At 31.0% G+C, this 13,679-nt stretch carries 9 protein-coding genes; 3 read left to right on the plus strand and 6 right to left on the minus strand.

The window, feature by feature from the left end; genetic code table 11:
* Window positions 1-6: 6 nt before the first annotated feature.
* Complete coding sequence (locus tag EG240_RS00810) at window positions 7-3,135, minus strand: AsmA family protein (RefSeq protein WP_158611971.1); 3,129 nt, start codon at window positions 3,133-3,135, stop codon at window positions 7-9.
* 214 nt (window positions 3,136-3,349) lie between these two features.
* Here EG240_RS00810 and EG240_RS00815 point away from each other — a divergent pair, with 214 nt between their 5' ends.
* A complete protein-coding gene (locus tag EG240_RS00815; RefSeq protein ID WP_125016424.1) occupies window positions 3,350-4,483 on the plus strand; it encodes a linear amide C-N hydrolase in 1,134 nt (377 codons plus the stop codon).
* A gap of 103 nt (window positions 4,484-4,586) precedes the next feature.
* Here the strand turns inward: EG240_RS00815 and EG240_RS00820 are convergent, their stop codons facing one another.
* The 5 genes from EG240_RS00820 to EG240_RS00840 form a co-directional block, all read right to left on the minus strand.
* A complete protein-coding gene (locus EG240_RS00820; protein WP_125016426.1) occupies window positions 4,587-5,135 on the minus strand; it encodes a hypothetical protein in 549 nt (182 codons plus the stop codon).
* Window positions 5,136-5,154: 19 nt separating this feature from the next.
* Window positions 5,155-5,559 carry a hypothetical protein gene (locus EG240_RS00825; protein ID WP_125016428.1) on the minus strand — a complete coding sequence of 135 codons (405 nt, stop codon included), beginning with the start codon at window positions 5,557-5,559 and terminating at the stop codon, window positions 5,155-5,157.
* Between the two features lie 267 nt (window positions 5,560-5,826).
* Window positions 5,827-7,788, minus strand: a complete 1,962-nt coding sequence (locus tag EG240_RS00830; RefSeq protein WP_125016431.1) for an oleate hydratase — start codon at window positions 7,786-7,788, stop codon at window positions 5,827-5,829.
* A gap of 28 nt (window positions 7,789-7,816) precedes the next feature.
* The gene (locus EG240_RS00835; protein ID WP_203229278.1) at window positions 7,817-9,301 is read right to left on the minus strand and encodes an amino acid permease; all 1,485 of its coding nucleotides are present in this window, start codon (window positions 9,299-9,301) and stop codon (window positions 7,817-7,819) included.
* 20 nt (window positions 9,302-9,321) lie between these two features.
* A complete protein-coding gene (locus tag EG240_RS00840) occupies window positions 9,322-10,713 on the minus strand; it encodes a glutamate decarboxylase (protein ID WP_125016433.1) in 1,392 nt (463 codons plus the stop codon).
* A gap of 483 nt (window positions 10,714-11,196) precedes the next feature.
* On the opposite strand from EG240_RS00840, the gene EG240_RS00845 reads away from it, so the two are divergent.
* Both EG240_RS00845 and EG240_RS00850 read left to right on the plus strand, forming a co-directional pair.
* The gene (locus tag EG240_RS00845) at window positions 11,197-12,225 is read left to right on the plus strand and encodes a linear amide C-N hydrolase (protein WP_397337229.1); all 1,029 of its coding nucleotides are present in this window, start codon (window positions 11,197-11,199) and stop codon (window positions 12,223-12,225) included.
* A 90-nt stretch (window positions 12,226-12,315) separates the two neighbouring features.
* On the plus strand, window positions 12,316-13,506 hold the full coding sequence (locus EG240_RS00850) for a porin (RefSeq protein ID WP_125016437.1): 1,191 nt from the start codon (window positions 12,316-12,318) through the stop codon (window positions 13,504-13,506).
* Window positions 13,507-13,679: the final 173 nt, after the last annotated feature.

A 13,679-nucleotide genomic window follows, 5' to 3' on the forward strand; every position in this document is an offset into this window, starting at 1 on the left:
TTTTTATTAATACTCCTTCATTTCCATTGGTTCCAATGTTTTTCGATAATCTTCATATTCTTCATCTGTTTCTTCCAAAGGTACTTCTTCTTGTTTACCTAGTTTAATTTTCATATTATCTGAATTTCCAGTAATTATCATCGGAATACCAATAACACCGAAAGGAGGTAAACCTAATCTAAAGCCAAGATTCATTCGTCCGTCTAACGTAATCTGACCTTGAATTCGAGGTCTAAATCCTGAAATTCTAAACTTGGTAGGTTCAATAGTCATCACATTGTTTTTAATTGATGTTTTCACTTCTACTCTAGAGGCTTTTGCATCATGTAAAGACTCAAAAGACGTTTTTTCTGAAACAGCATTAAACAACTTAAATCCTTTAAATTGAATATCTTCTAGCGTTAAAATTCCTTGCCCTTTTACCGTTTTTAACTTAGGCATCATATCAGCATCTAAAATACCAGACAATGAATAATCTAAAGAAACAACTCCATAAACGTTTTCTGCTGCAGAAGCTAATTCTCTAAAAATTGTAATTTCTTTGTAGGCTTTTTGAATATCAAAATCGTTTGCTTTAATCGTGTAATCAAAATTAGCCATTCTTGGTGAAATAGGCTGATAAGACCCGGACATTGAAAACTTACTTCCGATCAAATCAAAATTAGTTTCATTTAGATTAACTTTTCCTTTATTCACAGAAAGATTTCCTTTAAAATTAGCCAATTCAATTCCTTTAAAAAACACTTGATTAGCATTAGCGTTTAAAGCAAAATTAGAAGGAATCATAATCACACCACTTGGATTACCTTTAGAAGCATTCACAACTGTATTATTTGAAGTTGTATTATTAAAAGCCATCAATTCATCTAGCATAAGTTTTTTTGCTTCTACAGTAACATTTCCGTTAAGCACGGCAGCATCATTAAAAACAAAATTCATATAATTAGAAACTTCTCCTCCTATTTTAAAAGAATTTGATGCGTATTTGGCATTTATATTATCTAAAAGAATTTTCTCTCGTTGAAATTTCAATTTTCCATTTTGGATAATAAAACTATTAGGAAACAAATCTGAATCTAAAAAAATATTTTTTAAATCAATAAAACCTCTATTTCTGACTGTTGAATTGTCTGAAGAAGTACCTTTTCCAAAAATGTTTAAATTCGCCTTAATCATTCCGTTTACATTGTAACCTTCAATGGCAAAAACACGATAAATTTTATTTAAATCTAAAGTACCTTGCGAATTAATCTTATAGGTAAGATTATTAAAATTATACAAATCAGCATCCAATTTAAATTTCTCTCCAGCTAACTTAAACGAAATCGGTAGTACTTCAATTTTCAAATCATTAATCGACCCTTTAGCAGAACTTACATTCATTTCAATATCAATATCTTCAATTGGTAACTCTGGAATATCGGTATATTTAAGGTATCCATTATCTAATTTCAGATGTGAATTACTAATCGGAAAAATGTTCTTTTTCGGTTCATAAGTTCCATTAGCTTTAAAATCAATTTTTAAATCACCTTTTACTTTGAAAGACTCAACTGGAAAAATAGAAGTAATATTCGCTAAATTTAAATTTGCTTTTAAATTAGTCTCTAATTGATAGTCTCGTAAATTATAAATTTTAGCGTATCCATCTATGAAATTATTAGATGCTTTTGCTTTTATTTGATTCACCAAAATAGCAGTATTTTCAAAAACTCCATCCAAATTTTTAATTTCAAAATCTGCGTAAATTTGCTCGATTGCCATCGGAAGTTCTTTCATTTTAAAATATCCGTTTGATAATTTAGCAATCATATTTGTTTTTGGAACAGAAGAAATAAATATTTGTTCGTTATTTCTAATTCCGACTTTTCTAGATTCATGAAGATAAGCACCATCAATATCTGCGTTTATTTCTAATAAACCTTTGATATCAAAAGCAGACAATCCGATAGCTTTTTGTAAAATAGCTAAATCTAATTTTGTCTCAATTTTCGATTTTATAGTTGTTGGCGCTTTAAAATCTAGATTTCCTTTTACAAATCCCTGATTTAAATCAAAATTAAAATCTGAAATATTAACTTCTAAATTTTCAGGATTCAAACCTGGAATATTAATAAATGACTTTAAATTTAGATTTTTTAAAGGAAATTGTCCGTTGTTATAATTTATCAAACCATTTGAAACTTGAAGTATAAGTTTCAAATCCGGTTTCAAGTTCAAAGATTCATTCATTTTTCCTTTTAATGAAAAATCGAATGTTGAATTCCCTTCAATTTTTGTATTTTCATACCATTGTTGAAAATGAACCGGAACAAGCGAAAGCAAATCGGACAATTGATTGTTTTGAGATGAGATTTTTAAATCGAAATCAATTTCATTATTAGGTAATTTAATTCCACCATGAACTTCAAAAGGAAATTTAGCCAAAACGAATTTATTCTTATTGAATTTAAGACTTAAATTTTCTAAATCAATTTGCGTATCAACTTCAGCATTCAAGCTTTTTTTATCGATATAAATTGACTCATCGAAGGCAAAGAAAACTTCATGAATTTTAGTTTTAGCAGCTAAATCAATTTTATTTTCAATAAAACTTACTGAGCCTTTATAATTGAAATTTGAAGCCTTAAACAAGATTCTAGATTTCAAATCTTCATATACAAGATTCGTTTTGTTTATGTTTATCCTTTCGAAATTTAAATTTACCGAAGAATCTTCTTTAGGAGCCTCATCATCAGAAATAAAAATATCAAAATTTGAATTCCCTAAAGAATCTGTCTTAATTGAAATTTCTGCATCAGAAAGATATAACTGATTAAATGTGATTTTATCACCAAACAAACTAAACAAATCGATTCCTAACGAAATTTCGTTAGCTTTGATTAGATTTTGCTGAGGAAAATGTTCAGATCCACTAATTACAGTATTATCTAAACTCACAGTAAGATTTGGAAAATGGGTATAAAAAGAAAGATTAATGTTATCAAACTTAACATCTGACTTAATATAATCTTCAGCCAATTCAATTACACTTTTCGAAATGGTATCTTTAAAAAAATAAGGTAAAACATAAAGTAAAACAGCAAAACCTCCAACAGTCACCGCAAAAATTTTAAAAAAACTATTCGCCTTCAATTTAATTTTTTTGAAAAAAATCATATTTATTATTTGATTTACAAATATACAGCTCAAAAAATTAGATAAAAAAAATAATTTATATAGATTTAGTAGATTATTTATCTAATCGAAATTTTTAATAAAAATAACATTTGTCTAAATAAAAAATAAAAAAACGATTTTTATTTGTAATTTTATAAAGATTACAAACCTGACAAATACAATATTTAAAATGGAAAAAGAAAGAAACTTAAACAAATCTATTGAGTCAAATTCTACAAATAACGTAGCATTTAAATCATTTGAAGAACTTCAATACAAAGGAGAAAACGGAGTTGCTCCATTTGCTTGTACCACATTGATCGTAAAAGATAAAAACAACAATGTGTATCACGGAAGAGGAATGGAATTAACTTTTGGAGAAGGTTTGTCAAGTTTAACCTATTATCCAAAAGGTTATGTTTTCCAACATTTAGCTCCAGATCAAAGTAAAGGTTTACAATACACCGCTAAATATGCGGTAATGGCTGTTACAACTCCGATTAGTGCATTTGATCCAAAATGTGCAATGGAAGGTTTCAACGATGCTGGATTGGCTTTCAGTTTGAATATGATGCCTGCTCCGCCATTAAAAGATTTAACTCCTGACCAATATCCAAATTCAGTTCCTTTTGCCTCTTTTGGAGAATATATTTTAGCTGTTTTTGCTACTGTTGAAGAATTAAAAGCAGGAATTACGCAAGGCGTTAATTTTTGGTCAGAATCTTTACAAATGTTGGGTGGATTAAAAACACCTTTCCATTTTGCAGTTTATGACAAAACTGGCGGTAGTGTAGTAATTGAAGTTAAAAATGGTGCATTAATCGTTTATGATAATCCAACAGGAGTTATGACAAACGGTCCTGAATTCCCTTGGCATATCGAAAACTTAAACAACTATTCACATATGACTAATATTGAAACAGTTGTAGGTCAAGTTGGCGACGTGAAATTAAGACAACCAGATAGCGGAATTGCAACAAGTGTTTTACCATCTTCTGCAACTTCAGTTGGACGTTTTGTAAAAGCAGTTTATTATTCAGCATTTGCAAACCGAGTAGATAATCCAGATGTTCAACTTGCAGAATTAGGTCACGTAATGAACAACTTTGACCGTCCAAAAAACATCACTAAAGAATTAGCTGCTCCTGCTAAAGAAGATGGAACTCCAGCTAAATATATGACAGAATTCACACTTTGGGTTGTATTAACGGATTTATCTAGAGGTGAAATGCACGTTCGTTTATACGATAGCTTAAATTATCAAAAATTCACTTTCGAACAGTTCAAATCAAATACAGACGAAGTTTCAATACTTTTGAAATAAACTCATTATTTTCTATTAAAAATGCTTTCTACACTTTAGAAGGCATTTTTTTCACCCTTAGATTTAAAGACTTTTAAGAGAAAACATTCAAAAAAAATTGGCATTACCAAATTTTAGCTTTTGGCAAATAATAAAAACTTGTATCTAATTCATTTTGCCAAGGTGCTTGATAAAAATACCAAGATTCTGGAATGTTATCAAAATTTTTACTCATACTTTGTTCACCCCATTGATAGCCAACTTTATAATCAATGCCATCACTAGTAATCGTTCCAAACACGAATGGCGAACTTGTACCAGAAACTCCATTTGTATATTGAATTGCTTTTTCTATTTTAAGAGAAGCTCCTTTGGGAATTTCAAATATTGTTTCAATTTCGTTAATTTCTACAAAATTAGGAATAGATATCCAGTCAGGATCTTTGCTGTCTATTAAAAAATAAGGATAATTACTATGAAACACTTCAGCAGAATTTTTATACTTATAAAGAATTACATCATTGTTTAACACCACTGTTTTGCCTATCAATTCTTTATAAGGAACAAAGTTATTAAGGCTAGTAGATTTTGTTTTTATGGTTTGAAAAAGAAACAATGCAAATAATACGATTACTACAAAAACTACAATTCCGATTATCTTACCTGTTGACATATACTAATTTTATTATCAATTATTTATTCTCATTTATTGTTTCAAATATTACTTCCATATAAGGGGCAGTACTAGCTAAGTCATAAAATATTACTTCATCGTTTTTTAGTTGAATTTCCCGATACCTCCTAGTAGATTTTTCATCTTCAATGACAATTACATCGTTATCAGAAACTTTTCTTTCAGCTAAATTCTCGTTTTTAATAAAAGAAATAGATTGATGTATCGGATCTAGATAAATATTAAATCCATTTATTGAAAAATATGGATTATTATTATACTTATTACAATACGTTCTGGTCTGTCCTTGGTCTAAAACAAATTTTACAATAGTTTCAAAATCTGCTTTCGTTAATTCAACTTTTTTTTCTGTATTATGCATATTTTCATTCACTAAAGGTTCATTTGTATTTTGTGCAAACATCTGTTGATGAATACAAAAACTGAGTAGAAAACAGATTAATATATATCGCATAATTCATTGTTTATTGTTCACAACTACATCATCGGTTCGTTTGGAGTTTTTTTTAAAATTTCATATAAGCTTAGCATCAATAACTTAAAAACAAATTCCAATCAACTTTAATAACTGATAATTAAAGATATGAATTTAAACAACTTGTAAGTTAATATTTCAAAAAAAATACCGCAAACAAATAGTTTACGGTATTTTGATTTCTATAAAAGAAAATTATTTATTCAATTTCCCTCTTACATGATCCATCCAATCGTGGAATTTATGCATTTGTTCTTGAATGAAGGTCTCTTTTTTCTCTTCATTTTCGTCAATTGCATTTCCAGGAATGATGTGCTCGTAATATGTTCCTTTCATAATTTTACGAAGTAATCCTTCTCCTACGAATGATTCTCCATCATTTAAAGCTTTAGTTGCTTTCAATAAATGACGAATATCGTATTGAGATGGATAAACATCAGGTACTTGTTTGTTCAAGTTCAATAATGAATATACCGCAACACGAGCTGTACGAACCGAACTTTCCATTGTAAATACAACGTCGTTATTCGTTTCAACAAACTGACCTACTAAACCTAAGTTAGTACATCCTTCTGGTACAACAGCAGGACGATCTCCTTTAGCACGTGGCATAAACATCGAAGTAATGTATGGCATAAACGCTGTACGAACTTTTGTATTTTCGATTACATTATCCAACTGATCTTCGATGCCTAAATGGTAACATAACTCAGCTAAGATATCATTACCAGTACATTCTGGCATTGCTTTCTTCACATAGTTACCATCTTTATCCATAAATAAAGCATAAACCCAAATTACCAAAATATCATCTGGTTGCGTTGGATAATGTGGTTGGCGATTACATGTAAAACTCATTAACCAATTAGAATCCGTAATTGTGATAATACCACCAGTAACTGTTTTTCCAGAATATGGATCGTTAACCGAATATCCTTTCAATTTCTCAACAAAAGCTGAAGGTTTACAAGTTAAAGTAGCTGACATCCAAGAAGATTTTTCGATATCACCACAGAATTTTTCTGGACGACCAAACACTTCTGATTTCGCAGCTAAGTTTTTCCATAATTTCCAACCAGCAGAATTTCCACTTGTAGCGTTATCGATTTTTTGGATTGGTGCTTCCGTGTTGTTTCCGTAAGCTGAATCTTCTGTCATCGAACCTGTAGTCACGATTACATAATCTTCTGCTCCGATTACAATTTGAGCATCTTTCCCGTCTTGAACAGTTTCAATTGATTTTACAACTTTAGTTCCGTCAGCAGCGATTTCAATATTCATATCATCAACTAAAGTATTTAATTGAATTTGAACTCCTTTACTAACTAAGAAATTACGCAATGGTTTGATGAATGTATCGAACTGATTGTATTTTGGGAATACTAAGGCAGATAAATCGTTTAAACCATCTAAATCGTGTAAGAAACGGTGCATATACAATTTGAATTCTAACAATGAATGCCATTGTTCAAACGCAAACATCGTACGCCAGAACGTCCAGAAGTTACTAGCTTTGAATGTATCACTGAAGTAATCATCGATTGTTAAATCGTCTAATTCTTCTTTGTTTTTCAATAATAATTTAACCAAAGCTAATTGGTCTTTTTTGTTTAATCCCAATTTACTAAAATCTTCAACAACACCTTTGTTACTGATTAAACGAGATTTAGAATAGTTAGAATCATTATCATTTAATAAACGGTATTCATCTAAAACACTGTAAGGATGTGGAAGTTCAACCGCAGGAATATCTTGGAATAAATCCCAGAAATTCTCATAAGTCATATCCATTTCACGCCCACCACGAATTAAGTAACCATCTTCTGCGTTACCAGAACCGTCCATAGAACCACCTTCAATATGCAATTGCTCAATGAAAGTAATGTTTTTTCCAGGAACTTGTCCATCACGAATTAAATAATAAGCCGTTGACAAACCCGCAATACCACTTCCGATGATATAGAATTTACTATTATCAAAAGATTTATTTAAAACAGGTCTATTACGTTGGTAATTACCATTTTGATTTGCGTAAGGCATAGATCGCTCTGGACCATTGTGGATTACGTCTTTATTTGCATCTGGTTGATGGTCTACATTATTGTAAAACTTCGACGCATTCAATACTTTGTCAAAATGTTTAGTTGTGTCTTTCATTATTTTCTTTGTTTTGGGTTAATGAAAATTATTTTTTAACGTCGTAACGTTTCATATATTTACTTATCAATATTGGAATTAGTAAAAACACTAAAGTTCCTACTATTAAAAATACTGTATAAAAAGTTGGACTACTTATCGGCAATTCCGAAGGCGGTATAAAACATAGAATTAAAGCAAAAACTACGGCTACAAAACCAACTCCACCAAAAAGCATCATTCCGTTTTTACCACCAGGCACTTTAAAAGGACGCGGTAAATCAGGTTGTGTTTTTCTTAATCGAATCCCTGCTAAATACATTAAAACGTACATTACTAAATAAAGTGTTGCGTTTAATGAACTCAACAAGAAAAAAGCTACGTTAACATTCTCCATAAAGAAATAAAGAGAACATAGAATCGTCACGATTACACCTTGCAATAAAATGATATTAATCTGAACACCATTTTTATCTACAACTGCCATAAACTTAGGTAATTCATTATCCTTTGCAGTATAAAGTAAAGATTTACTTGGACCAGAAATCCACGCAATAACACTCGCTGCACAACCAATTACAACTAAAACAGCCATAACATTGGTTAACCAACTTAAATCATAACGAGCAAATCCCATTTGGAAGGCGTCCATTACTCCAGAATCTAATTCGATTTTATCGTATGGAAGAATCACAGAAACCGCATAAGCACCAACACCTAAAACCACAAAGCACAAAAATGAAGCAATAAAAATAGCTTTTGGATATTGAGTTTTTGGCTTATCTAATTCGTTAGCATGTACAGCAAGAGCTTCGATACCAGAAAATAATAAGATAATGGTAGAAAGGAAAACAATACTTCCTATACTTGTAAGATGAGGAATAAAACGAGGCGTTGTAATTCCGTTTATGGTTTGTGCAATTTCGGTTTGTGCTGCAGGAATGGCATCGTAAGCAATCGGATTTTTATCAATCATCCAATAAATAGCCAAACCAATTAAAATAACCAACGGCACCATTGTCCCCCAAATAAAACCAACACTCGAAAGTTTTGGGATTTTAGTCGGAGCTTTTAACGAAATCCAAGTAGAAATCCAATAAATAATAATTGTAGCTCCTCCAATATACTTACCGTTACTTGCTAATTCTGGCATTCCGATAATATAAAAAATCGCAGCTGAACCAAAAGTTATGGTAATCGGATACCAAACGATATTCTGAATCCATTGCATAAAAACAGCAACAAAACCAACACGTTTGTTATATGCTTCTTTTACCCAAGTATAAACACCACCGCCTTGATCAGCAAAAGTAGTACCTAGTTCCGCACTTACTAATGCTGCAGGGATCAAAAAAAACACAGCGGCGAATGCCATATAAACAAACATCGTCAATTCCACTTGAGACATTAGTGGAACTCCGCGTAAACTCATTACCGCAGCAGTGGTCATTAAGATTAATTGCATAACGGTCATTCTACTCACTTTTGGAGTAGAATTTCCGTTATCAGAATTATTTTGGTTTGAATCAGCCATAAATAATTTTATGAGTTAGATTAGTGTTTAAAATTACCCGCTTCTGCTTCTGTCATAGCTATTGCAACCGGATGGTTTTTAAAGTATTCTATACAAGTTTTCAAGTCAGTTAATAATAAATCTGCCATATCATGGCTAAAACCGTGACGAATTAATACACGTTGAATCACCATATCTTGACAATCTGTCGGTAAAGAATAGGATGCAACTTGCCATCCACGAGAACGTAATTTGTCTGTTAAATCATATAAAGAGAAACCTGGATTTACATCTTTTTTCAACATCCAACAAGCACCTGGGATCCCACCTACTCCATCATAAAGAATATCGAATAATCCAATTTTTTCAATTTCTTTTGCGATATATTGACCGTGATCAGCACAAGTTTGTTGAATTCTTTCGTAACCTTCACGACCGTGACGTAAGAAGTTAAAATATTGAGCAATTACTTGTCCACCTGGACGAGAGAAATTTAATGCGAAAGTCGGCATTTCTCCTCCTAAATAATTTACGTTGAAGATTAATTCTTCTGGTAAATCTTTTTCTTCTCTCCAAATAATCCATCCCACACCAATTGGAGATAATCCAAATTTGTGCCCCGATGTATTGATTGATTTTACTCTTGGCAATCTAAAATCCCATTCTAAATCCTTTTGGATGAATGGCGCTAAGAAACCACCACTTGCTCCGTCAACGTGAATTGGAATATCTAAACCAGTTTCAGCTTGTAGTTTATCTAAAGCATCATTGATTTCTTTTACATTTTCATATTGTAGAGTAAATGTAACTCCTAAAGTTGGTACAACTCCAATCGTATTTTCATCTACTCGTTTTAAAACTTCTTCAGCGTTCATTAATAAACGACCGTGTTCCATTGGAATTTGACGAATTTCTACATCGAAATAACGTGCAAATTTTTCCCAACAAACCTGAACTGGACCAGTAATAATGTTTGGTTTGTCTGTAGATTTACCTTCAGCTTGACGTTTTTTTCTCCAATTCCACTTCATCGCTAAACCACCCAACATCGCAGCCTCACTAGAACCTGTAGTTGAACAACCTAAAGTAGTTGCACTTGCAGGAGAATTCCATAAATCAGCCAAAATATGTACACATCGCGATTCGATTTCAGCAGTTTGTGGATATTCATCTTTATCAATCATATTCTTCACAATGCATTGATCCATAATTTCTCTGGTTGCATTATCTGTGTATGTTTGACAAAAAGTCGATAAATTCTGCTTAGCATTTCCATCTAACAACAATTCATCAAGAATCAAATCTTTGATTAATTCAGGATCATTAGAAGTTTCAGAAATCGCAAACTTTTTTAAAGAAGTTTTGGAGTCATTTTGTGTATATAAATCATATACACTTTCGGCCAATTCCTTGTTTACTTTGTGTGTTGCCATAATTTAGATTTTTTAAAAAATTATTTTTCTTAAAATTACTAAATCCATCACAACAAAACAATAAAAAAATACAATTTAGCTATAAAATAAGATAAAAAATTATAAAAACAAAATATAAGACATAATAATTATCTACTTTTCAAAAAAAAACGTTCTTTTTTAAATATTGTATATTTTATAAGAGGATTAGAAAAAATACGACAAAAACAATGAATTCAATCATCTTAACAGAAACATAAACTAGTGTTTAAAAAAAATTAAAAAAAGAATTCATATAAAAATATTAATAATCGAAATAAAACAATTATATCAGAATATTAACTGAATATTTTAAATCGTCAAAAAATGAATTTTAAACAAAGTAAACAGCATTTTTTCCAGTAAACAAACCAAAAAAATAGGATTAACAATCATTTTTGACTAATTTTACATAGAATTTCTAACTTAAAAAATATGAAAAAAGGATTTTTATACAAAGCGACAATGCTTTTAACTGCGACATTTTTATTTGGAAATATCCAAGAAGCAGATGCATGTACACGAGTTGTCTATAAAGGAGCAAACAACACCATTATTACCGCAAGGTCGATGGATTGGAAAGACGAAATTGATGCTAACTTATGGATTTTTCCTCGTAATATGGAACGTTCTGGAAATGTTGGTCCGAATTCTTTAACTTGGAGTTCTAAATATGGAAGCGTAATTACGAGTGCTTGGGATATTGCTACAACTGATGGAATCAATGAAAAAGGTTTAGTTGCAAATATTCTTTGGCTAGTTGAAACGGAATATCCAAAATTCAATCCGAATGGTTCAAAACCAGGATTAACCATTTCTGCTTGGGCTCAATATGTTTTAGATAATTTTGCTACTGTTGATGAAGCGGTTAAAGCTTTTGAAAAAGATGAATTTGTAGTGGTTTCTGATTATCTACCAGGAACGCAAAAATATGCTACATTACACTTATCTATTTCGGATGCTTCTGGAGACAATGCTATTTTTGAATATGTTAATGGAAAACTAAATATTCATCATAACCAAACCTATACAGTTATGACGAATTCTCCAATTTTTAATGACCAATTAGCTATTAATAAATATTGGGAAGGAATTCCTGGAACCGAAATGCTACCAGGAACAAACCGTGCTGCTGACCGTTTTGCAAGAGCTTCATATTATATCAAAGCAATTCCACAAGAAGCAGATACAAGAACTTCAATCGCAAGTGTATTCAGCGTAATTAGAAACTGTTCGGTACCTTATGGAATATCTTCAGAAGCAGAACCAAATATTTCTTCTACACGTTGGAGATCGGTTGCTGATCAGAAAAACTTAATGTATTTCTTTGAAACTGTAAAAACACCAAATACATTTTGGGTTGATTTAAATAAAATTGATTTCGGTAAAAAAGGAAAAGTAAAAAAATTAAGCGTTAGTCATAACGAAACGTATTCTGGAGAAACTTCTGCCTTGTTTAAAGACAGTAAGCCATTTACTTTCTTAGGAATATAATCTAACTAAAGTTGTTTTTAAACTGTAATTATTCTCAGATTTAAAAACAACTTTTTTTATACAAAAACTCAGATTTATTTAGAAAAAGCTATGAAAAAAATCAAATTTCTATTAATCAGTTTATTTTTAACAACAACAGTTCAATCAATACAAGCACAAACAGATAACGATTCACTTGAAATTAGTTTCAGACCTTATGCAAGTTTCCGTGGACATTTGGCTGTTTACGACAATGAAATCGCTTTACAAGAAAATGTTTCACGTGTTGGAGCAAAGATTGGAATTAAAAAAGGGAATCTAACATTTCTGGCTGCAACGGAATTACACCTTAGTCTTTTTCAGGGCGGTGCGAGCTTTAATGTTGATGGAAATGAAAACAATGATTTTTTAGATGTTACTACAGTAAAAAATAATCAGGCATTTACAAACAGAATTGGTTATATCGGTTTTGATTTCGAAAAATACGGAACGTTAACTTTCGGAAAACAATGGAGTGTTTATTACGATGTTGCTTCATATACCGACCAATTTACAATTTTTGGAGGCAGAGCTTCTGCAACTTATATTGGCGGAACTGATGGCGGTACGTCCGGAACAGGACGCGCAAATCAATCTGTAATTTATCGCAATCAATTTGGTGATTTTTATCTTGGCGCACAAGCTCAAGTTCGCGGTGGAGATAACAATCATTTTATTGATGGTTTTGGATTTTCAGCTCAATACCAAATCGTAAAGGAAATTTTTATTGGAGCTTCGTTTAATCGAGCTTTTTTAAGTAATCAATTAATCAATCAACATCGAATTATTGGATTAGATGGTCAACCAACTTATTATTCGGCTGGAATTAAATATCTTGGCGAGAAATTAACTTTGAGTATTTTAGGAGCTGTTGAAAAAAACGGTGATTTTTCTCAAGGCGCCTACTTTAATTCAAACAATGATTTGATAAATCCGACTGTGGTTTTTGACGCCAAAGGTTTTGAGTTTTTTGCGAACTATCAATTTAAAGATTTTTCAGTTCACGGAGGTTACAACTTATATATTCCAGATAGAAAAAATATAGAAACAGAAAATAATCAAATTCCAGTGAGTTCGAATTTCAAAGTAAATGATGTCATTTTCGGATTGAATTACCAACCTTTAAAATTTATACAAGTTTATGCCGAGCAAAGATTATCATTTGGTCGAAATGCTTTAAATGTAAAAGACCAAAGCGTTTTTGCTGTTGGAATGAAAATCGATGTTTCAAAAACGTTTAACACAAAGATAAACGCGAAATAATATTTTTTTTTACTTAAAATATCAAAACCTCAGAATTTCAAAATTGATTTTCTGAGGTTTTTTTTTATTTACAAATCAATCTATTACAATAAAATGAAATGCTTTTTAGTTATGAACCTGAATTCGATTATTAATACAAAGCTAACTGACTGGAATTTAGATGTTCAAATTTA

It is taken from the genome of Paenimyroides tangerinum (assembly GCF_003865405.1).
Lineage (GTDB): Bacteria > Bacteroidota > Bacteroidia > Flavobacteriales > Flavobacteriaceae > Flavobacterium > Flavobacterium tangerinum.